This window comes from Janthinobacterium sp. MP5059B (assembly GCF_001758645.1).
Classification (GTDB): Bacteria; Pseudomonadota; Gammaproteobacteria; order Burkholderiales; family Burkholderiaceae_D; genus Janthinobacterium; species Janthinobacterium lividum.
Map to the genome: position 1 here is coordinate 539644 of NZ_LRHX01000016.1, position 21408 is coordinate 561051.

At 60.0% G+C, this 21408-nt stretch carries 18 protein-coding genes; 13 read left to right on the top strand and 5 right to left on the bottom strand.

The genetic code is table 11. The annotated features are described in order from the left end of the window. Positions 1 to 242 precede the first annotated feature (242 nt). The 3 genes from JAB1_RS19470 to JAB1_RS19480 are packed head-to-tail and all read left to right on the top strand — an operon-like array spanning position 243 to position 4378. Positions 243 to 1457, top strand: coding sequence for an O-antigen ligase family protein (locus JAB1_RS19470; protein ID WP_070281442.1), 1215 nt, complete (start codon positions 243 to 245; stop codon positions 1455 to 1457). Between the two features lie 51 nt (positions 1458 to 1508). Further along, the gene (gene msbA, locus JAB1_RS19475; protein WP_070281443.1) at positions 1509 to 3242 is read left to right on the top strand and encodes a lipid A export permease/ATP-binding protein MsbA; all 1734 of its coding nucleotides are present in this window, start codon (positions 1509 to 1511) and stop codon (positions 3240 to 3242) included. Positions 3243 to 3277: 35 nt separating this feature from the next. Further along, positions 3278 to 4378, top strand: coding sequence for a glycosyltransferase family 9 protein (locus tag JAB1_RS19480; RefSeq protein WP_070281444.1), 1101 nt, complete (start codon positions 3278 to 3280; stop codon positions 4376 to 4378). Positions 4379 to 4393: 15 nt separating this feature from the next. Here the strand turns inward: JAB1_RS19480 and JAB1_RS19485 are convergent, their stop codons facing one another. From JAB1_RS19485 to JAB1_RS19500, 4 genes are all read right to left on the bottom strand, one after another. Next, positions 4394 to 5002 carry a response regulator gene (locus tag JAB1_RS19485; RefSeq protein WP_205412596.1) on the bottom strand — a complete coding sequence of 203 codons (609 nt, stop codon included), beginning with the start codon at positions 5000 to 5002 and terminating at the stop codon, positions 4394 to 4396. Continuing rightward, on the bottom strand, positions 4992 to 6587 hold the full coding sequence (locus JAB1_RS19490; protein WP_070281445.1) for an ATP-binding protein: 1596 nt from the start codon (positions 6585 to 6587) through the stop codon (positions 4992 to 4994). Before JAB1_RS19490 ends, JAB1_RS19485 begins: the two co-directional genes overlap by 11 nt. 119 nt (positions 6588 to 6706) lie before the next feature. Then, positions 6707 to 8095 (bottom strand): ATP-binding protein, encoded by a 1389-nt coding sequence (locus tag JAB1_RS19495; protein WP_083299819.1) that lies wholly within the window; start codon positions 8093 to 8095, stop codon positions 6707 to 6709. Next, positions 8092 to 8778 (bottom strand): response regulator, encoded by a 687-nt coding sequence (locus tag JAB1_RS19500; RefSeq protein ID WP_070254281.1) that lies wholly within the window; start codon positions 8776 to 8778, stop codon positions 8092 to 8094. Before JAB1_RS19500 ends, JAB1_RS19495 begins: the two co-directional genes overlap by 4 nt. Positions 8779 to 8935: 157 nt before the next feature. Between JAB1_RS19500 and JAB1_RS19505 the strand changes: the two genes are divergently transcribed. The 4 genes from JAB1_RS19505 (at position 8936) to JAB1_RS19520 (ending at position 11798) form a co-directional block, all read left to right on the top strand. After that, positions 8936 to 9757, top strand: coding sequence for a MipA/OmpV family protein (locus tag JAB1_RS19505; RefSeq protein WP_070254282.1), 822 nt, complete (start codon positions 8936 to 8938; stop codon positions 9755 to 9757). Positions 9758 to 9845: 88 nt separating this feature from the next. Then, positions 9846 to 10400, top strand: coding sequence for a universal stress protein (locus JAB1_RS19510; RefSeq protein WP_070281447.1), 555 nt, complete (start codon positions 9846 to 9848; stop codon positions 10398 to 10400). 46 nt (positions 10401 to 10446) lie between these two features. Continuing rightward, complete coding sequence (locus JAB1_RS19515) at positions 10447 to 11445, top strand: VirK/YbjX family protein (RefSeq protein ID WP_052140499.1); 999 nt, start codon at positions 10447 to 10449, stop codon at positions 11443 to 11445. A 122-nt stretch (positions 11446 to 11567) separates the two neighbouring features. After that, positions 11568 to 11798: a DUF6139 family protein gene (locus JAB1_RS19520; protein ID WP_034786466.1), complete on the top strand. Its 231-nt coding sequence runs from the start codon at positions 11568 to 11570 to the stop codon at positions 11796 to 11798. 63 nt (positions 11799 to 11861) lie between these two features. On the opposite strand, the gene dnaE is transcribed toward JAB1_RS19520, so the two are convergent. Then, entirely contained in the window at positions 11862 to 15401 is a 3540-nt protein-coding gene (gene dnaE, locus JAB1_RS19525; RefSeq protein ID WP_070281448.1) for a DNA polymerase III subunit alpha, read from the bottom strand. 281 nt (positions 15402 to 15682) lie between these two features. On the opposite strand from dnaE, the gene JAB1_RS19530 reads away from it, so the two are divergent. The 6 genes from JAB1_RS19530 (at position 15683) to rfbD (ending at position 21375) form a co-directional block, all read left to right on the top strand. Next, positions 15683 to 16459 carry an N-acetyltransferase gene (locus JAB1_RS19530; RefSeq protein ID WP_070281852.1) on the top strand — a complete coding sequence of 259 codons (777 nt, stop codon included), beginning with the start codon at positions 15683 to 15685 and terminating at the stop codon, positions 16457 to 16459. A gap of 161 nt (positions 16460 to 16620) precedes the next feature. After that, a complete protein-coding gene (locus JAB1_RS19535) occupies positions 16621 to 17502 on the top strand; it encodes a sulfurtransferase (protein WP_070281449.1) in 882 nt (293 codons plus the stop codon). Between the two features lie 488 nt (positions 17503 to 17990). After that, positions 17991 to 19073 (top strand): dTDP-glucose 4,6-dehydratase, encoded by a 1083-nt coding sequence (gene rfbB, locus JAB1_RS19540; protein ID WP_070281450.1) that lies wholly within the window; start codon positions 17991 to 17993, stop codon positions 19071 to 19073. After that, a complete protein-coding gene (gene rfbA, locus JAB1_RS19545; RefSeq protein ID WP_070281451.1) occupies positions 19073 to 19966 on the top strand; it encodes a glucose-1-phosphate thymidylyltransferase RfbA in 894 nt (297 codons plus the stop codon). Before rfbB ends, rfbA begins: the two co-directional genes overlap by 1 nt. Before the next feature lie 3 nt (positions 19967 to 19969). After that, positions 19970 to 20515, top strand: a complete 546-nt coding sequence (gene rfbC, locus JAB1_RS19550; RefSeq protein WP_070281452.1) for a dTDP-4-dehydrorhamnose 3,5-epimerase — start codon at positions 19970 to 19972, stop codon at positions 20513 to 20515. Next, a complete protein-coding gene (rfbD, locus tag JAB1_RS19555; RefSeq protein ID WP_070281453.1) occupies positions 20512 to 21375 on the top strand; it encodes a dTDP-4-dehydrorhamnose reductase in 864 nt (287 codons plus the stop codon). Before rfbC ends, rfbD begins: the two co-directional genes overlap by 4 nt. Positions 21376 to 21408: the final 33 nt, after the last annotated feature.

The window sequence follows — 21408 nt, forward strand, 5'->3', positions numbered from 1 at the left end:
TCGCCTGATACGCATGGCAGGCGATCCTGCCTTGGCAAAATAACAGCAAGTTACCATTGCTTACAAAAAAACCATGGCTGAAAACCATGGTTTTTTTCATTTCCCCCTTGAGACCGCCTATATAGTTATCGAAGAGTAAATTCCCGGGCGCCGTTTTTGCTGCCCCCTTCGATTACAATGACGCCTACTTTATGTTGCTACAGTTGCCATAATGGCGACGTCGTGCGTTACCAAGGATATTCATGCTCGGCCTGACCTCTGTTTGTGTTTTTCTCTTTTCGGCATTGGCGCTGGCAGTCAACAGCGGATATTCCCTTGGTGCGCTGGTGCTGCTGCTGGCCAGCATCTCCTTGTTGTGGAAACGCCCCCGTCTGAATCTGCAGCGCCGCGATTATCTGCTGATGGGCGTGATGCTGGCCTACTTCTTTATTTTTACCGCCAATATGCTGTACCACGGCGATCCCGCACGCGAAATCGACATACCGTTGAGGGCACTGCTGGCCGTGCCGGTACTGCTGCTGCTGCTGGCGTATCCGCCCGCGCCCGCTGCCTGGTGGGGCGGCCTGTCCATCGGTGCCATCGCTGGCGTCATGCTGGCGACCTGGCAGCTGTTCGCGCTGCAGATGGAACGTCCCCTGGCCGCAACCAGCAATGCCATCCATTACGGGAATGTCAGTATGCTGTTGGGTATGCTTGCGCTATGCGGCCTTGGCTGGGCGCGCGCGCAAAGCCAGCGCACGCGCTGGACGCTTCTATTGCTCGCCGGCGGCCTGGCAGGCATCCTTGGTTCCCTTATCAGCGGCAGCCGTAGCGGCTGGCTCGCCCTGCCCATCTGTATCTGCCTCATCGCCGTCCACTACGCCAAGGCACATGGAAAACGTTATCTTGGCGGCGCCCTGGCACTCCTGCTCGCCATGGGCGCAGCAGCATATCTCATGCCGAACTCGACATTACGTGAACGCGCGACCACCGCCATGAGCGAGCTGGAAAAGTTCGACAACAATGACACCATCAACACTTCCATCGGCGAGCGCATGGAAATGTGGCGTCTTACCCTGCAAATGGTCGATACGCATACTATGTGGACAGGCATGGGACGCACGGGCTACCTGGCGCGAAAATATGCGCTGGCAGACGAGGGAAAGATGTCTGCAGTGATCCGTAACTATACGAATGCCCATAACGATTACCTGGATGTGCTGGTCAAGCGCGGCGTCACCGGCGTACTGGCCCTGCTGGCCCTGTTCCTGGTGCCGCTGGCGCTCTTCACGCGGGCCCTGCGGCGCGGTGGCGCTGCGGCCCAGCCCTATGCGCTGGCCGGCGCGGTGCTATGCACGTGCTACATGATTTTTGGCCTGACGACGAGCTCGCTCACCCTGAATATCGGCATGATCATGCTGGTCTTCCCGATGGTGATACTGTGGGCCATGCTGCGTCAGCAAGAACGCATTGCCTGAGCTCGTTTTTCGCCTGACCGTTTTTGCTGTCCCCTGCAAGGAACCATACCGATGCTCACGCCCGACCTGAAGCGCCTCACTGCGCTGCATGCGCCCTACAAGAAACACCTGGCCCTGGCCTTGCTGGCGATGGTCGTCACTGCGGCGACGGAACCGTTGCTGCCATATGCGCTCAAGCTGCTGCTCGACAATGGCTTTGGCGGCAAGGTGAATTTTTCCTTCTGGCTCGTGCCGCTGATCGTCATCGGTATCTTCGCCATGCGCGGCGCGTCGACGTTCGCCAGCAGCTATCTGATGAGCTATGTCTCCACGCGCATCCTCAACGAGTTGCGGCGCAGGATGTTTGCCAGCATGCTCAACTTGCCCATCGACTTCTACAACACGCACACGGTGGGCAAAGTCATCAACTCCATCATGTTTGAAGTGCAGCAGATCATCGAGATGGTGACCAAGGTGTTTACGTCGATCGTGCGCTCCTCGCTGACCGTGCTGGGTCTGCTGGCGTGGCTGCTGTACCTGAACTGGGTGCTGACGCTCGTGACCCTGGTGCTGCTACCCCTGCTGACCATCGTCGTACGCACCACGGGCAAGCGCCTGAAAAAACTCAACCGCGACTCGCTGGCCGTCAACGCGGAGCTGACCCAGGTCATCGAGGAAACCACGCGCGCCCAGCAAGTGATCAAGATCTTCGGCGGCCAGGACTACGAAAAGTCGCGCTTCGAAGAGCGTGCCGAGCAATTGCGCCGCTACAGCATGCGCATGACCACCACTTTTTCCGCCACCGTCCCCATCACGCAGGTGATCACGGCCGCCGCCGTGGCCCTGGTCATCGTGATGGCCCTGTTCCAGTCGGAGCAGGGGCAGATCACGGTCGGCGGGTTTGTTTCCTTCATCACGGCCATGCTGATGCTGCTGACGCCCTTGAAGCAACTGGCCGAAGTCAACGGCCCCCTGCAGCGCGGCATGGCCGCTGCGGAGGAAGTCTTTTTGCTGATCGACAAGACGCCGGAACGCACGGGCGGCAAGCCGCTCGCCGGGCGCAGCAAAGGCAGCATCGAGTTCAGGGACGTTAGCTTTGCCTATCCCGGGCATCAGGAACCGGCGCTGCAACACATCGACCTGAGCATTGCGCCAGGACAAACGATCGCCTTTGTCGGCATGTCCGGCGGCGGCAAATCAACCCTGGTCAGCCTGTTGCCCGGCTTTTACTCGGCCAGCAGTGGCGAGATCTTGCTCGATGGGCAGAATATCGATGCCATCGCCCTGACCAGCCTGCGCAGCCAGATCGCCATGGTCAGCCAGCAGGTCGTATTGTTCGACGATACCCTGGCCGCCAATATCGCGTATGGCGATGCAACGCCGGACCGGCAGCGCATCGAAGCGGCCGCCGCCGCCGCCTTCCTGTCGGACGTCATCGACGGCTTGCCCGACGGCCTGGAAACGCGCCTGGGCGACAATGGCTCGCGCCTGTCCGGCGGCCAGCGCCAGCGCGTGGCCATCGCCCGCGCCATCTACAAGGATGCCCCCATCCTGATCCTCGATGAAGCGACCTCGGCACTGGATACGGAGGCGGAACGGGCCGTACAAGCGGCACTGGAGCACCTGATGCAAGGTAAAACCACCTTAGTTATTGCGCATCGCCTATCAACAATTGAACGTGCGGACCGTATCGTGGTATTGTCACACGGGAAAATAATGGAAACCGGCAGTCACCAGCAATTATTGGATGCCAACGGCGCGTATGCCAATCTGCATCGCCTGCAATTTTCCCAGCAAGTGGCTTGACACCATCGAATGAATACCTGAAATCGTACTGATACATGACGCCTTTGATTCCCGCCGAACTTCTACAAAAGTCGGACAAAATTCTTTTCATCGCCCATCTGGCGCTGGGAGACTTTACCTATCTGCAAAACGGTTTCCGCGCCTTTGCCGCGGCCTATCCCCATATCCAGATCCACCTGTGGGTCGATGAAGTCCGCCGCACGTCCGACGCGAAACAATGGGAAGGCTTGCGCACCTATTCGCTGTACGACTGGGTGGAACAATCGGGCCTGTTCGCCAAGGTGTACCGCAAGACCTACAGCCCGGCGCTGTACGAAGAGTCACTGCGCGAAGCCCAGGCGGAACACTATCCTGTCGTCGTGTCGCTGGCCCATGTACGGCCACAGCAGTACGCGGATCTTGCCCGCGCGATCAGCCCGCACGGGCTGGTGATCGGCACGCGCAAACCGTTCAGCCCACTGCGTCCCTGGCATTACCTGGCCTACCGCAAGATCGATGCCGTGCTGGCCTCGTATGCGGGACAGGATGCCGGCGAGCACCATATCAGCAGCGTGTATGCGGACTGGTTCCATCAATTGACGGGACTCGATATTCCCGTGGCCGAACGCTATCCCTTCGTGCACATTCCCGAGCACGCGCTGCAGCAGGCGCAGGCGCAGCTGGCCACCTGGGGCTTTGCCCCGCGCCAGGGTCCGCTCGTACTCCTGAATCCGTTTGCCAAGTCGCACAAGCGCGGCTGGCCGCTGGAACGCATCGCCGAGCTGATCGCGCGCATGCAAGCGATGCCGAAGTGGAAAAATGCCTGCTTCCTGATCAATGCCATGCCGCAGGAACTGGCCAAGGTGGATGCCGTCGTGCAGGCGCATGGCTTGCCACGCACGCAAGCCTTCAGCGCTGTCGACAACTTTTTCCAGCTGCCCGCCATGCTGGCGCAATGCGACCTGATCATTTCGGTGGAAACGTCGATCATGCACCTGGCGAACGCCGTGCATGTGCCGGTGGTGGCATTGATGCGCAAGAAGAATCCGGAATGGGCGCCGTTCGACAGCGCCAACAGCACCGTCATCACGGTGGCGCGGCGCAGCGACTGGGTCAAGGCGATCTCGGTCGACCAGGTGTTGCAGACCATCGCCTAGACAACGCTGCAGTGGCTAACCGGTGCCCAGCATGCTGATGCGCACCAGGTCGGCCACATTGTCGACGCCCAGCTTGTCCATCAGGCGCGCCTTGTGCACTTCCACCGTGCGCACGGAAATGCCCAGTGCCGGGGCGATATCGCGGTTGTGCTGGCCTGTCACCACCAGATGCATCACTTCCCGCTCGCGCGGCGTCAAGGCGCGCAGCAAGGCTTGCCCCTCCACCTGGCGCAGCAATTGGCCGCGCGCATGCGCCTCGCGCGAAAACGCTTCATCAATGGCTGCCAGCAACTTGTCATGGTCAAACGGTTTTTCCAGGAAATCGCTGGCCTGCGCCTTGAAGGCCTGGCGTGCCAGGGCGACGTCGCCGTGTCCCGTGATAATGATGACGGGCAGCATGCATTTGAGCTCCAGCAAGCGGCGCTGCAGGCTCAGGCCATCCATGCCCGACATGCGTATATCGACCAGCAGGCAGCCAGCCCACTCGGGCCGCCAGCTGTGCAGGAAGTCCTCGCCGCAGGAAAACAGGGCCGTGCGGTAGCCGCGTATGCCCAGCAGCAAACCCAGCGCATCGCGCACGGCGGGATCGTCGTCGACGATAAACACCGTCAAATTACTTGTCACCATACTCTCCTGTAGCAGCCGCACTGGCGCGCGCCAGGGGCAGGACAAAACGAAAAATGCCATGCTTGCCCACTTCGGCCCATAGCTGGCCGCCATGCGCTTCGACGATGCTGCGGCTGAGCACCAGCCCCAGACCCAGGCCGCTGGCCTTGCTCGAGACAAACGGTTCGAACAGGCGCGCCGCCAGGCTATTGGAAATGCCGGGGCCGCTATCTTCCACGGACAGGCGCAGCCGCCCGCCTTCGAGCCGCTCGGCCGAGACCGTGATGCGGCGCCGGCCGCGCGGCTGCCCCATCACCGCATCCTGCGCATTGGCCAATAAATTACGCAACACCAGCTCGATCTGCAGGCGGTCGGCGTTGACGGCCAGCGGCGACGGCGGCACCAGCACCAGTTCGATGCCATGTTCATGGAACAGCGGCGTGAACTGGCGCGCCATGCCCTCGATCAAGGCGCTCGCCTCCACCGCTTCGAGCTGCATCGCGCCCGTGCGGAAAAAGTCGCGCAGGCGGCGCACCACGTCCGCGGCGCGTCCCGATTCCACGATCATGTGTCCCACCGCGCCCTGCAGCAAGGCGCCCGTCTCGCCCCGCTCCAGCAAGTATTCGCACGCCTTGCCATAGGTCGACAAGGCCGTCAGCGGCTGGTTCAGCTCATGCGCGAGCGCGGCCGCCATCTCTCCTGCGGCCGCCAGGCGCATCGTGTGTTTCAGTTCGTCGGCCACCTGGCGCATCTCATCGACGACGATGCCGATAAAAAATCCCACCAGCGCCAGCACGGCATCGAGCAGTTGCAATTCATAAAACTGGATATCGACCGCATGCGTCCATTTCACCAGGGTGATGATGCACAGTTGCAATACAAACACGGCCAGCACGGCGCCATGCAATCCCTGGCGCGAGGCGGCCCAGATCACGGGGAGAAACAGGAAGTAGAAATGCTTGTATTCGGAACGCACGATGGAACCGAAGAGGCTCCACAACACAAAACTGGCGAGTGCCAGATACGCCAGAGTTTCCCAGCGCCAGACGGCGGCATGCAAGCGCTCGCGTCCCCGTTCGCTGAACAGCACCCAGATCAGCGGCATCGACACCAGCATGCCGACCATGTCGCCGATGCCGAAACGCCAGACTGCCGTCCCCCATTCGCCGGCCGGGATGCGTCCCGTCAGCGACAGCAGGGAAATATAGCCGAGCGCATTGAGCACGGTGCCAAACAGCACGATGGCGACCCAGGCGCTCAGGCGGCGCCGGTTGTCGAAGATGTCGCTGCTGCTGAAACTGCGGCGCAAGACTGCGCCCATACTGCCATAGCCGAGCACCAGCCACGCCGAACAGAGCAAGGTCAGGGGCAAGCCTGCCGGCATGCCGCGCACCAGTACCTCGCCTGCCACCAGGGCGATAAACCACGGCAGCGCCGCCTTGCGGCCGTGGATCAGCCAAAATACCAGGCCCAGCGCGGGATCGGGATTCCAGGGGGTGATGTTCAGCCCGTACATCGGGTCGATATACGTGGCCCAGTCAAACAGCAGATACAAGCCGACAAAGGCGGGATACGGCAGGTAGCGGGACAGAAATAGGCGCATAACGGTGTTTTTTTAACTGTCCCGCATTATGCATCGCAAGCGTGCGCCACGCCATGCCAACTTGCGTTATAAGCACATGAAATAATTTTCATGCAATATCGCAAGGCACGCAGGCGGCGTCAGGCTTCGGCCAACGGCAAGCGCACTTCCACCAGCAAGCCCAGGCCGCCATTACCTCTGTGCAACTGAATCGTGCCGCCGTGCTGGCGCACGACGGAAGCGACGATGGACAAGCCCAGGCCGCTGCCTGGCTGCACCTGCTGCGGCGCGCGGAAAAAGCGGTCGAACACGCGTTCATACAGGGCCGGCGCGATGCCCGGCCCCTGATCGGCCACATGCAGCACGGCCTGGCCCCGCTCCGCGTGCAGCGACACCGTCACGCTGCTGCCGCGCGGGCTGTACTTGATGGCGTTTTCCACCAGATTGTCGATCAACGAGACCAGGCTCTCGCGCTGTCCGGCCACGTTGAGCGAAACGCTGGCTTGCAACTCGAGTTCGATATCGCCCGCCTGGGCCAGGCCGGACAGGGCCGCCAGCCGGTCTTGCAGCAAGGTATCGAGCGCCTGCCGCCGCGGCAACTCTCCCCCGCCCGCCTGCACTTCGCTGCGCGTCAGCTGCAGCAGCTGGCCCACCAGGCGCGCGGCCCGGTTGCCGCTGTTCAAGATGCCGTCCAGCAACTCTTGCTGGCGTGCATCATGCGCCTGCCCCTGCAGAGCCTCGACATTCACGCGCATGGCCGCCAGTGGCGTGCGCAGCTCATGCGTGGCATCGGCGATGAAGCTGCGTTCGCGCGAGGCACTGGCATCGACCCGCTGCAGCAGGGCATTGATATTGTCGACCAGCGCCGCCAGTTCGCCATGCGGCGGCTTGAACGCCAGCGGACGCAAATCCTGCGGCCCGCGCGCCGCCACCTCCTGCGCCACCTTGCGCCACGGGCGCATGGCAAGGCGGATCGACAGCCAGGCCGGCACCAGCAGGAACGGCAGGCTGATCAGCAACGGCAGCAGGTAGTAGCCACGTGAATTGATCGTGACGAAAAATTGCCAGGCGCCCCCCACTTCCAGCACGGTCACGCGGGTTGTCCCTTCGGCCAGGCTGCGGCTGCGCCAGGCCTGGCCCTTGATGTACACCACTTCCATCTGCTCGGGGCCGGCGCTGCGGATGCCGCTGGGCGCCGCGGGGGACTTGTAGACCAGTTTGCCTTCGCGCCAGACCAGGATGCGCGGCGCCAGTTCCGGCACCTGGCCCATTTCAAATTCCTCGCGCAAGGCTTCGTCGATGGCGCGCAAGCTTTGCTCCTGGCGCTGCGGCTGCTCGGCCAGGTTATCGGCCACGCTGATAATGGCGTGCAGGACGCCGCGGCTCACCGTGCTCGCTTCGCTCGTCCCCTCGAACAGCACATACGCCACGGCCAGGCTCCACAGCACGGTCAGCATCAGCATTTGCGCCATCATCAGGCGGCGCACCAGGGTAGGCCGGCGCAGCATGGCCCAGAAACGCCCCATCATGCGCCAGCACCCGGCGGGGGGGATGTCTCACCCTGCTGGTCGATGACATAGCCAACGCCGCGCACGGTACGGATATAACCCTCGCCTATCTTGCGGCGCAGGTTGCCCATATGCACATCCAGGGTATTGCTGGCATTGGCCAGCCCGCCGGGCAGGATGTGCTCTTCCAGCACGCGGCGCGTGATGACCCGGTTGGCACGCATCAGCAAGGTCTTCAGCAGGGCATATTCACTGGCCGTGAGCTCCACGGGCCGGCCATGTACGCTGACCCTGCGCGTGGGCACTTGCAGCAGCAAGCCGCGCAATTCGATGGTGTCGCCATCGAAGCCATAGCTGCGGCGTGCCAGGGCGCGCACGCGCGACAGCAGCTCGGCCAGCACGAAGGGCTTCACCAGGTAGTCATCGGCGCCACCGTCCAGGCCACGCAAGCGCTGTTCCAGCGTATCGCGGGCGCTGAGGATCAGCACCGGCAGGCGCGCCGCGCGCAGCCGGGCCAGCAAATCGAGGCCATCGCCATCGGGCAAGCCCAGGTCCAGCAGCACCAGTTCGCAACTGTCGTGCTCGATGCTGCGCGCTGCATCCTCCAGGCTGCGCACCCAGACCACTTGCATGCCCTGGTCGCGCAGGGCAATCCGCACGCCATTGCCCAGGTCCATATCGTCTTCAATCAGCAGTATCTTCATGGGGAGTATTAAACCACCGCAAGCTGAAGAATGGGTAAAGAAGCGTTCTTCATCCAATCTTAATAAAAGGCTCATTTTTCCTTCATGGCAAGGATGGATACTGTCGGCTGTCAATCGAGCCACTCCGGACTCGGTTCTCCACCTGACGGAAAACTCCATGCACGCATCTACAACCTTGTTGACCTCGCTGGCACTGGCCTGCGGCCTGAGCTTGAATCCCCTGGCCGCCGCGGCGGCCGAACCGGCGGCGGAAAATGTCTTCACCATCGGCGGCGGCGTCGCTGCCGTGTCCAGCTATTCCGGCGCTGACAAGTTGTCGGCCTCGCCGCTGATCATCCTCGACTACGCCATGGCCAATGGCTTGTTCTTCAGCACTTCGCGCGGCATCGGTTATGGCGGCCAGGCAGGCCCCTTCAGCTACAGCGCCGCGCTGGGCTACCGCGGCAATCGCGAAGACCACAAGCGCAATGGTGCCAACGGCTGGGGCGGCAGCGATTATCTGAAGGGCATGGGCGAAGTCAAGGGCAACGCCAGCGCCCTGCTCAGCGCAGGCTATTCGCCATTGCCGGGCCTGTCGTTGAGCGTGTCGAGCGACATTCCCCTGTCGAACCGCGAAAACGGCGCCAACGTGCATTTCGGCGCGACAGGCCAGATCTACGGCCGGGCCGATGCCAAGGGCGTGCAGCAAGACAGCGTGAACATCAGTGGCCAGCTGGGCTGGGGCGAGCGCAAGTACGTGCAGACCATGTATGGCGTGACGGCCACCCAGGCGGCGAATACTTCGTTCAAGCAATACACGCCCAAGGGCGGTTTCTATGAAGCACAGGCCACCATCAACTGGGAGCACCGCTTCGATGCGCGCTGGGGCATCAATACCCTGGTCGGCGTCGAGAGCCGCCTGGGCGATGCGGCCAAGAGCCCCATCGTGCAGCGCAAGACATCGCCGATCGGCGCCGTGTATGTCACCTACCGCTATTAAGACCGGGACGGCATAAGGGGAACCCGTACGCTGTTTCGCCAATTTACACAGGGGGGTGGCATGGATAACATGAGACGGTTTTCCGACTATGGCCATCCCTTCCATGCATGCATCGCGCCTTGCCCCGCAACGTCACCGCGCCCCAGACAGCGCCGCGGGCGCGGGCGGCAAGCCGGGCCAGGATACCTTGCTGCTGCTCTTGCCCGTCAAGCGCGCCAGCGACATCATCTACGGCGCGCGCTACGCCAGGCGCTTGCAGGAATGGGGCATCCAGGTCAGCGTCAGCCTGCTGCACGTGACAGCGGCGCCACCGCGCCAGGCCGATGGCTTGCCCCGGCACAGCGCCGGCGCATGCCATGCGCTGGACCCGGCCACGCAGCAGATGATGCACGAGGCGGGACTGTATCTGAGCCGTTCGCAGCTCGCCTTCAGCACGCATATTGTCGCCGGCGAGCTGCTGTTTACGATCCTCGATACGGCTGAACTGCTCGGCTGCCACGAAATCGTCCTGCCGGCACTGCGGCACAGTCCCTGGCAGCGCCGCTTTGCCGGAGCGCTGGCACGCAGGCTGGCGCGCGCCACGCGCAGCGCCACGGTCTTGCTGGCCGATACCGACGGCATGAGCGGACCGCCGCCAGCCTGAAGCGCCGCCGGCGCCAGGCCCATCCACATACACATGGAACCCTTTGATGACACAAGCCATTACCCTGCACGCAGGCCTGAGCAATATGCCGCCAGGCATGTCACGCGTGCGCGAGCTGCTCAAGCTGCAATTGCGGGCACAGCTGCAGCGCCGGCAGACGCGCATCTGGCTGCAGCTGCTCAATTCCCATCCCGTGTTCCAGGATTTGCTGCAAGCCTATCCGCGCATGATGCACAAGGTGTACCGCCACTACCTGAGCACGAACCTGTCGTGCCGCCAGCGCGTCGCCTTGCTGGTCGAGCACTATCATTTCATCCTGCAACAAGGCTGGGGCAAGCTGATGACGCAGGCGGCGCGCGCCCCCGTGCGCCTGGGTACCGTACCGGGAAAATCGGGCGCGCCTTACCACCTGCAGCTGTGTTCGCTACAACCGATGGACCGCGAAGGCGAGATGGTATTGCAACTGGCACATGGCGATGACGTGATCTACTCGGTCGCCTTTACCTTCTTCGGTTCCCGCGCGCGCGCCAGCATGGGCGTGGGCATCGGTTGCATCCAGGGTCCGCGCGGTGCGGAAGGCTTGCGCCGCGTGCGCGAGGCTACGCGCGACCTGCATGGCATGCGCCCCAAGGCCCTGATGGTGCGCCTGGTGCGCCAGCTGGGACATGAACATGGTTGCCGCAACATGGTACTTGTAGGTAACGCCAACCGCGCCGTCCACCATTCCGCCAAAAAGGGCCGTTTGTTCGCCGACTACAATGCCCTTTGGCAAGAACTTGGCGCCCAGGCACGCAAGGATGGCGATTTTGAGCTGCCATGCGAAAATCTGCCCCTGCCTGCCCTGGAAGACATTCCGTCAAAAAAACGCTCGGAAGCACGCAAACGCCACGAACTGACGCTGGCCATGATCGGCAGCCTGCGTAGCGGCCTCGACGCCCATCGCAGCCCGCTGCAGGTCGCCACGGCAGGCACTGCGGCAGCCGCCAACGAGGCACGGCAAGCGGTAGATATGGACGACGAAGACTACGCTTCCGCCGCCGCCTGAGCACCGCCCCTCCTCCTGCGGCACACGCTTCAACCCGTGCACGGCACAATCCTGTTACGCTAGCGCTATCGGTATGCACATGTGGTGCGCCGGTTCCCCCAACGCTTACTAGGAGGCAAGTCATGCGCGTAGACATCTACCGCCGGGCCGAGCACGACGGCATTTTTTCCTACCTCGCCGTGCCGGAAGGAAAGCTCATTCCGGAAGAAGTTACCAATACCGACTGGCAGCTGGAAGTACGCGCCAGCGAAGTGGCCGACGATGCCCAGGCCTTGCCCAACTACCATATCGAACAGCCGCACCAGCAGATCGCCGCCAAGGGCTATGCGATCACGGGCCTGAAAGACATGTAAACGAAAAAAGCCAAACCAGCGTGTCCGCGGTTTGGCTTTGTTGTATGCGCCGGGCGGTGCCGGTCAGTATTCGACCGCCACTTCTTGCGCACCCAGCATTTGCTCCAGCGCCATCTGCAACTCATCCGATGGCGCCACTTTCCACTCGTCACCAAACTGCAGCACGCAACTGACGCCTTGCGGGCTGACCTTGGCTGCGATCGGCAGTCCGTCCGCAGCCCGGTGCGGCATGATCACCTCACGGATGCGCTTGGCATCCAGGGTGGCCGGCAAGGTCAGGCCCAGCTGGCGGCCATACTGCACGCGCGCGGCGATGATGTCGAAGGCGCTCTCGGCGGTGATGCGCAAGCCGCCCGAAAAACGGTCTTCCGAGACCTTGCCCACGACGGCCAGGAATTCATCTTCCTTGAAGATTTTCCTGTTCGAGTCGAACAATTCGCCGTACACCGTCACTTCCACCGTGCCGCTCTTGTCGTCCAGGGTGACGATGAGGATCTTGCCGCGCTGCGTCATCTGCGTGCGCAAGCCCGTGATGACGCCCGCCATCATGCGCGGTTCGCGCGACGGCGACAGTTCCGACAATTTCGTGCGCGCAAAACGGCGCGCCTCAGGCGCATACGAATCGAACAGGTGGCCGGACAGGTAGAAGCCCAGCGCGATCTTTTCTTCCGTCAGGCGCTGCTTATCCGTCCACACGGGCACCTTGACGTACTCGGGCGGCGCCACCATGTCGCTGTCGTCGCCGCCGAACAGGCTCACCTGGTTCGCCGCCTTGGCGGCCTGGTCGGCGCACTCCATGGCGAACGCCACGGACGCGAGCAGGATCGCGCGGTCGACCTTCAGGCAGTCGAAGGCGCCGCTGCGGATCAGCGACTCGATGGTGCGGCGGTTGATCTGCTTCTTGTCCACGCGCTTGCAGAAGTCGAACAGGCTCGTAAACGGCCCGCCCGCCTCGCGCGCGGCGATGATGGCTTCGATGGCGTTCTGGCCGGAACCTTTCACGGCGCCCAGGCCATAGCGGATCTGCGTGACTTTCTTGCCGCTCACGGACGGCGCCGCGCCGCTTGGCGTGAAGCGGTAGTCCGATTCGTTGATATCCGGCGGCAACAAGGTCAGCTTGCAGATTTCCAGCGAGTCTTCCACCAGGATCTTGATCTTGTCCGTGTCGTCCATGGCCAGCGACAAGTTGGCGGCCATGAAGGCGGCCGTATGGTGCGCTTTCAGGTAGGCCGTGTGGTATGACAGCAAGGCATAGGCGGCGGCGTGCGATTTGTTGAAACCGTAGCCGGCGAACTTTTCCATCAAGTCGAAGATCTCGTCGGCCTTTTCCGCCGTCAAGCCATCTTTCGCCGCACCGGCGCGGAAGATCTCGCGGTGCTCGGCCATCTCTTCGGCTTTCTTTTTACCCATGGCGCGGCGCAACATGTCGGCGCCGCCCAGCGAGTAGCCGCCGACGATCTGCGCCATCTGCATCACCTGCTCCTGATACACCATGATGCCGTAGGTTTCGGACAGAATCGATTCCGTGCGCGGATCGGGATAATCGAAACGTTCGCCGTGCTTGCGCTTGCAGAAATCGGGAATCAGGTCCATCGGGCCCGGACGGTACAGCGCCACCAGCGCGATAATGTCTTCAAAGCGGTCGGGACGCGCGTCTTTCAGCATGCCCTGCATGCCGCGCGACTCCAGCTGGAACACGGCCACGGTCTTGGCCTTGGTCAACAAGTCGTACGACGGCTTGTCGTTCAGCGGCAAGGTCGCCAGGTCGAAGTTCGCCTGCGCCGGATCGAGCTGCTTGATGTAGCGCACGGCGCGGTCGAGGATGGTGAGGGTCGTCAGACCCAAAAAGTCGAACTTCACGAGGCCGACGGCTTCCACGTCATCCTTGTCGTATTGCGACACGACGCCGGAATCACCGCCCTGCGTGTACAGCGGGCAGAAATCCGTCAGCTTGCCCGGAGCGATCAGCACGCCCCCCGCGTGCATGCCGATATTGCGCGTGATGCCTTCGACTTGCTGCGCCAGGTCCAGCAGTTGCTTGACCTCTTCCTCGTTTTCCAGGCGCTCCTTGAGCAGCGGTTCCTCTTCGATGGCGTCGGCGATCGACACCGGTTTGCCCGGCTTGAACGGGATCAGCTTGGAGATGCCGTCGCAGAAGTTATAGCCGAAGTCCATCACGCGGCCCACGTCGCGGATCGCGCCCTTGGCCGCCATGGTACCGAAGGTGGCGATCTGCGAGACGGCCTCCTTGCCATACAAATCCTTGACGTGCTGGATGACGCGGTCGCGCCCTTCCTGGCAAAAGTCAATATCGAAGTCGGGCATCGAGACGCGTTCGGGATTCAGGAAGCGCTCGAACAGCAGGTTGTACTGCAATGGATCGAGGTCGGTAATGAGCAGCGAATACGCCACCAGCGAACCCGCGCCCGAACCGCGGCCCGGGCCAACGGGCACGCCGTTTTCCTTGGCCCACTGGATAAACTCGGCCACGATCAGGAAGTAGCCGGGGAATTTCATGTTGCAAATCGTGTCCGTCTCGAATTTCAAGCGCGACTCGTAGCGCGGGCGCTCCTTTTCACGGCGCTCGGGATCCGGATACAGCTGCAATAAGCGTTTTTCCAGGCCTGCCTGCGACTCGGCAACGAGGAACTGGTCGATCGTCATGCCGTCCGGCGTGGGGAAGTTCGGCAGCTGCGGCTTGCCCAGGGTCAGGGTCAGGTTGCAGCGCTTGGCGATTTCCACGGAATTGGCCAGCGCGGCCGGCAAGTCGGCGAACAGTTCCGCCATGTCGGCCTGCGACAGGAAGCGCTGGCTGTCATTGAAACGTTTCACGCGCTTGGCGTTGGCCAGCATTTCGCCTTCGGCGATACAGGTGCGGGCTTCGTGGGCAATAAATTCTTCAGGGGAAATGAATTGCACGGGATGGGTGGCCACCACGGGCAAACCCAGCTTGGCTGCCAGGGCCACCGCATGGCGCACCTGCGCCTCCTGGTTGGCCTGGCCGCCGCGCTGGATTTCGATATAAAAATGGCCGGGGAAAATCTCGGCCCAGCGCTGCGCATTGCGCTCGGCCAGGGCCAGGTTGCCATTCTCGATGGCCGTGCCGACATCGCCGAAGTGCGCGCCCGACAGCACGATCAAGCCATTCGCCGCGCTTTCGCCCGGGTACAGGTCGTAGGTATTCGTCGCCAGCGCCTGCAGCCACTCGATGCGCAGTTCGGCACGGCCCTTGTACTGGTTCGTCAGCCAGGCCGTCGACAGCAGTTCGCACAGCTGCAGATAGCCCATGCGGTTCTTCGCCAGCAGCAGCAGCCGCGACGGTTTTTCGCGGTTGTCGTCATTCGTGATCCACACGTCGACGCCGACGATGGGCTTGATGCCCTTGCCGCGCGCTTCCTTGTAGAACTTGACCATGCCAAACAGGTTCGACAGGTCGGTGACGGCCAGTGCCACCTGCTTGTCCTTCGCCGCCGCCTTGACCACGTCGTCGATGCGCACCAGGCCATCGACGATCGAGTACTCCGAGTGCACGCGCAAGTGGACGAAGGCAGGACCGGGCTGCATCGCTTGCTGTGAACCTGCCGGAGCGCCGGCCTCTTGCATTACCATTTCCATCCTGTGTACCGTTTCGTGCAAAATTCAATGGGGTCTATTCTACCGCGTCGCGCTCCACCGGTTGCCGGGCGAGCACCCGGCCCATGCAAAAAATGCGGTCGCTTGATGCATGCGCCACAGCCTGTATGCATTGCGCCACCGTGCAGAGGAGGAAGCAAATCATTTATATGGTTCACCTTCTTCGATACAATCCCTCAGGTTGTACCACTTGAAGCATGTTGGTCTTTACGATACCAATCCTTCGCCCTGAAAAACAAAAAAGGATTTATATGGAAAATAGCTACACCTCACCCGCCGCGCAGGCCATCCATCCTACGGCCCTGGTTTCCCCCAAGGCCAGGTTAGGAAACAATGTGAAAATTGGTGCTTTTTCTATCATTTACGACAATGTCATCATCGGTGATGACACCACCATCGATTCACATTGCGAAATTGGCTATCCAACGCCATTGGCCCAGGGCGAACCATTACTCATCGGAGCATTGAGCCTGATACGCTCGCATAGTATTTTCTACGAGGGTTCAAGCTTTGGCGAAAAATTAACGACTGGTCATCGCGTGACCGTGCGAGAAAAAACCAAAGCCGGAAAAAACTTCCAGATCGGCACTTTATGCGACATCCAGGGCGACTGCGTCATTGGTGACTACGTGCGCTTTCACAGCAATGTCCACATTGGCCAACATTCAAGTATTGGCAACTTTGTCTGGATCTTCCCCTATGTCGTGCTCACCAACGATCCACACCCGCCAAGCCACGTGCAGATGGGCGTTACTGTCGAGGACTATGTAGCCATTGCTACCATGTCGATTTTGCTGCCCGGCGTAACTGTCAAGAAAGGCGCCTTGGTAGGTGCCCACAGTTCGGTTTCACGGGACGTCGATGAAGATACCGTGGTGGCAGGTTCCCCAGCCAATTTCATTTGTGCAACAAGCAAACTGAAGTTAAAGGATGGGTCAGGTGCCCCAGCCTATCCATGGCGTAAACACTTTCACCGGGGCTACCCTGAAGCCGTAGTCAAGGCATGGCTCGAAGAGTTTCCACGTTAAATCACTGTCTGCTGTGCATGCGCCGCTTGCCCAGGCAAGTCGGGCGCGCAGCAGAACTTCATGGGAAAAGAAGCCTCTTTTGCAAGCGCCACCCCTCTTTTTGAGACTTACCCAAACAAGTTTATTTATAATACGGCCTGTTCGTTCAACTGATCGCAATCATGCAAGCCATTAACGCAATTTCACCACTCTCCCGCAGCGACGATGCCTATGTCAATATCGCCGCGTATAAATTCATTACGCTCGACGATACGGAAGCCATGCGTCCCTTGTACCAGGAGCAATGCCTGGCGCTGGAACTGAAGGGCACGATCCTGCTGACGCCGGAAGGCATCAATATGTTCCTGTCAGGCACGCGCGAGCATATCGATACCTTCCTCGCCTGGGTGCGCAGCGACGAACGTCTGGCCGATCTGGAATGGAAGGAAAGCTTATCGAACGAGCAATCGCACAAGCGCATGCTCGTCAAGCTGAAAAAAGAAATCATCACCATGCGCATGCCGCTGATCAAGCCGGAACTGGGTCGCGCCCCGTCCGTCGATGCGCATACACTCAAGCGCTGGTTGGATGCCGGCGTCGACGATGCGGGCAAACCCGTGGTCATGATGGAAACGCGCAATGCCTTTGAAGTGGACGTAGGTACCTTCAACAACACGCTCGATTACCGTATCGACAAGTTTACGGAATTCCCGGCCGTGGCAGCCGCCCACAAGGACGAACTGGAAGGCAAGACCGTCGTCACCTTCTGCACGGGCGGTATCCGCTGCGAAAAGGCCGCCATCCACATGAAGGAAATCGGCTACGACAGCGTGTACCAGCTCGATGGCGGCATCCTGAAATATTTCGAGGAAGTGGGCGGCGAGCACTACACGGGCGACTGCTTCGTCTTCGACTACCGCACGGCGCTGAACCCGAAACTGGAACCGACGGAAACCGTGCAGTGTTTCGTCTGCCGCGCCGTCGTCACGCCGCGCCAGCAGTTGGCGCCGGAATATGTGTATGAAGTATCTTGCCCAAACTGCCACGATAAAACTATGCCTTGATGCGGTTCCGATGTCGCCATTTCCCAGGCGACATCTTTCAAAAAAATCAATTGCACAGTGACAATTGATCAGCATTTTTCTGCCAAGCTTGCGGGTTTCCAGGCGACGCAAAAAGCAAACAAATGTAACAATATTGGATTTGTTTGCCATTCTCCTAAACACTAGCTTTCCCTGGCTCAGTGAGTCATGCAAAAAATTCAATCAGCGGCTGCTTCATGCCGACCTGCCCACATGCGGCTTGCCTATGGGAAAAGAGCAACAGACATGGCAAAAAGCGTTGACTAGGAAGCGTGCAAATTGCTGCAAACATGGCAATTTAAGGGGTTCTGAATTATAATCAAGAGTTAAGGATTGATTGATGTTTTCAGTTATGAACATCATGGAATATACGCATCTTGAATAGGCAAATTCTCGTTGCCTACTATTATTATTAAAGAAATGAATTAACCAGCATCTCTTATTTTTATTTTTTTGCACAGGAAGCTCAGATGATTTTAGTGACAGGTGGCGCAGGCTTTATCGGATCGAATTTCGTTCTGGATTGGCTCGCGCAAAGTAATGAACCGGTAATTAATCTGGATAAGCTGACGTATGCAGGAAATCTGAATAACTTGCTGACAGTACAGAACGATCCACGTCACCTGTTTGTCAAAGGCGACATCAATGACGGTGTTTTACTGGCGCAATTATTGGCACAGCATAAGCCACGTGCCATCGTGCATTTTGCGGCGGAGAGTCATGTCGATCGTTCGATTCATGGACCAGCAGAATTTATCAGCACCAATATCAATGGCACCTTCAGCCTGCTGGAAGCCGTGCGTGCCCACTGGCAAGCACTGCCTGAAGCAGAGCGTGCTGCATTCCGCTTCCTGCATGTCTCGACCGATGAAGTTTACGGGACACTGGGACCGAACGATGCGCCGTTTACAGAAACCACGCCTTATGCGCCCAACAGCCCTTACTCGGCAACAAAGGCAGCGTCGGACCACCTGGTGCGCTCCTATCATCACACTTATGGCTTGCCGACGCTGACCACCAATTGTTCGAATAACTATGGTTCTTATCACTTCCCGGAAAAGCTGATTCCCCTGATTATTGCCAACGCACGCGCTGGCAAGTCCTTGCCTATTTATGGCGATGGCCAGCAAGTGCGCGACTGGCTGTATGTCAGCGATCACTGTGCGGCCATTCGCCGGGTACTGGAAAGCGGACGCACGGGAGAAACCTACAATATCGGTGGCTGGAACGAAAAAGCCAATCTCGATGTCGTGCACACCCTGTGCGACATCCTCGATGAACTGCAACCGAAGGCAACTGGCGGCAGCTATCGCGAACAAATTAGCTATGTGGCAGACAGACCAGGCCATGATCGCCGCTATGCCATCGATGCACGAAAAATTGAGCGCGAACTGGGCTGGAAGCCGGCAGAAACCTTCGATACGGGCATACGCAAGACGGTGCAATGGTATCTGGACAACGATGCATGGGTGCGCGACGTACAATCCGGCGCCTACCTGACGTGGCTGGAAAAAAACTATACGGCCCGCGCCGAACAGAATACGGAGGCCTGATGGAAACCAAACTGGCCCGTAAAGGCATTATTCTGGCTGGGGGTTCAGGCACACGCCTGTATCCCGTGACCATGTCGGTCTCGAAGCAACTGTTGCCTGTGTACGACAAGCCGATGATTTACTATCCGCTGACAACGTTGATGCTGGCGGGAATGCGCGACATCCTGATCATTTCCACGCCCGCCGATACGCCCCGTTTCCAGGAATTGCTGGGTGACGGCAGCCAATGGGGGATTAACCTGAGCTATGCGGTACAGCCGTCACCCGATGGCCTGGCACAGGCGTTCCTTATCGGCCGCGAGTTCCTGGGCGATGCGCCCTCGGCATTAATCTTGGGCGACAATATTTATTATGGGCATGATTTCGAATCGAGCCTGTCTGCCGCATCCGAACGCACTGACGGCGCTACCGTGTTTGCCTATCATGTGCAAGATCCGGAGCGTTATGGCGTGGTGGAATTCGACGCCAATCAGCAAGCCATCAGCATCGAAGAAAAACCATTGCAGCCAAAGTCGAATTATGCCGTCACCGGCCTGTATTTTTACGACAAGGACATTGCCGATATCGCCGCTTCGATCAAACCCTCCGAGCGGGGCGAACTTGAAATTACCGATGTCAACCGCGTCTATCTGAACCGTGGCACGCTCAAAGTGGAACGCATGGGCCGCGGCATGGCCTGGCTCGATACGGGTACGCACGAGTCACTGCTCGAAGCTGGCCAATTTATTGCCACCATCGAACACCGCCAAGGCTTGAAAGTTGCCTGCCCTGAGGAAATTGCTTACCGCAAAGGCTACATTACCGCCAGCCAGCTGGAGCAGCTGGCGCAACCGCTGAAAAAAAACGGTTACGGACAATATTTGTTACGCCTGTTGAACGATAAGATTTTTTAAGCCATGCATATTCAAACCACCGCCATTCCCGATGTATTGATCCTCGAACCCAAAGTATTTGGCGATGACCGGGGTTTTTTTTACGAAAGCTTTAACCAGCAGCGCTTTGCCGACTTGACGGGTATTACAGCCAACTTTGTCCAGGATAACCACTCCAAGTCCGGCAGAAATGTCCTGCGCGGCCTGCACTATCAGATCCAGCAACCACAGGGCAAGCTGGTACGCGTTACCGCAGGCGAAGTCTTTGACGTCGCGGTGGACTTGCGCGCCAGCTCGGCCACATTCGGGCAATGGGTCGGCGTCACGCTGTCGGCCGAGAACAAGCGCCAGCTCTGGATTCCGGAAGGCTTTGCCCATGGTTTCATCGTCCTGAGCGAGTCCGCCGAATTCCTCTATAAAACCACCGATTACTGGGCGCCTGAATTCGAACGCAGCATACTCTGGAACGATCCCGCTCTGGGCATCACCTGGCCAGGCGATGGCGAACCTGTACTGTCGGGCAAAGACCAGCTGGGCAAACTGCTGGCGGACGCCGAGGTGTTCGCGTGAAAATCCTGGTCACTGGAAAAAATGGCCAGGTCGGTTACGAGCTGGCACGCAGCCTGCAGGGCATCGGTCATATTATCGCTGTCGACCGCAGCGAGATGGACTTGAGCGACCTGGATCAGGTACGCGACGTAATACGCAAAATCCAGCCAGACCTGATTATCAATCCTGCCGCCTATACGGCGGTCGACAAAGCAGAGACCGACGAGGAACTGGCCATGCGCGTGAACGCCCAGGCGCCGGGCATCATGGCCGAGGAAGCCGCACGGCTGGGTGCAGCCCTCGTCCATTACAGCACCGACTATGTATTTGACGGTACGGCCACGACACCCTATGTGGAAACGGCTGCCACCAATCCGCTCAACATCTACGGCAAGAGCAAGCTGGCAGGCGAACAGGCCATCGCCGCCTCGGGCGCAGCGCACCTGATCTTGCGTACCAGTTGGGTATATGGCACGCGCGGCAAGAACTTTCTGTTGACTGTGCAACGCCTGGCGCAGGACCGTAGCGAACTGCGCATTGTCGGCGACCAGACCGGTTCCCCCACCTGGTGCCGCACGATTGCCGACGTGACTGCGCACATCGTCAGCCAGTCGCGTACCGGTGATCATGGCTGGTGGAGGGAAAATGGCGGACTGTATCACCTGACTTCGCAGGGCAGCACCTCCTGGGCCGGCTTCACGGAAGAAATCCTGCGCAATACGCCGCCAGCCCACCCGGTCCACGTCCAAGCCATTGCCACGGCCGATTATCCCTTGCCAGCCAAGCGCCCCATGTATTCCTTGCTTTCTTGCGCCAAGCTGATCGACCGCTTTGGCCCCTTACCACAATGGGATGCCGCTTTAAGGTTGTGTCAATCCTGATTCTGCCACTGCCTGCCGCTCGTCGGCTCAGAG

Coding starts and splice junctions, on each gene's coding strand:
- rfbA (WP_070281451.1), top strand. CDS start 19,073: ATGGAAACCAAACTGGCCCGTAAAGGCATTATTCTGGCTGGGGGTTCA.
- JAB1_RS19505 (WP_070254282.1), top strand. CDS start 8,936: ATGCACGCATCTACAACCTTGTTGACCTCGCTGGCACTGGCCTGCGGC.
- JAB1_RS19520 (WP_034786466.1), top strand. CDS start 11,568: ATGCGCGTAGACATCTACCGCCGGGCCGAGCACGACGGCATTTTTTCC.
- rfbB (WP_070281450.1), top strand. CDS start 17,991: ATGATTTTAGTGACAGGTGGCGCAGGCTTTATCGGATCGAATTTCGTT.
- JAB1_RS19500 (WP_070254281.1), bottom strand. CDS start 8,778: ATGAAGATACTGCTGATTGAAGACGATATGGACCTGGGCAATGGCGTG.
- JAB1_RS19470 (WP_070281442.1), top strand. CDS start 243: ATGCTCGGCCTGACCTCTGTTTGTGTTTTTCTCTTTTCGGCATTGGCG.
- JAB1_RS19515 (WP_052140499.1), top strand. CDS start 10,447: ATGACACAAGCCATTACCCTGCACGCAGGCCTGAGCAATATGCCGCCA.
- JAB1_RS19535 (WP_070281449.1), top strand. CDS start 16,621: ATGCAAGCCATTAACGCAATTTCACCACTCTCCCGCAGCGACGATGCC.
- JAB1_RS19530 (WP_070281852.1), top strand. CDS start 15,683: ATGGAAAATAGCTACACCTCACCCGCCGCGCAGGCCATCCATCCTACG.
- JAB1_RS19510 (WP_070281447.1), top strand. CDS start 9,846: ATGGCCATCCCTTCCATGCATGCATCGCGCCTTGCCCCGCAACGTCAC.
- JAB1_RS19480 (WP_070281444.1), top strand. CDS start 3,278: ATGACGCCTTTGATTCCCGCCGAACTTCTACAAAAGTCGGACAAAATT.
- msbA (WP_070281443.1), top strand. CDS start 1,509: ATGCTCACGCCCGACCTGAAGCGCCTCACTGCGCTGCATGCGCCCTAC.
- rfbC (WP_070281452.1), top strand. CDS start 19,970: ATGCATATTCAAACCACCGCCATTCCCGATGTATTGATCCTCGAACCC.
- dnaE (WP_070281448.1), bottom strand. CDS start 15,401: ATGCAAGAGGCCGGCGCTCCGGCAGGTTCACAGCAAGCGATGCAGCCC.
- JAB1_RS19490 (WP_070281445.1), bottom strand. CDS start 6,587: ATGCGCCTATTTCTGTCCCGCTACCTGCCGTATCCCGCCTTTGTCGGC.
- JAB1_RS19495 (WP_083299819.1), bottom strand. CDS start 8,095: ATGATGGGGCGTTTCTGGGCCATGCTGCGCCGGCCTACCCTGGTGCGC.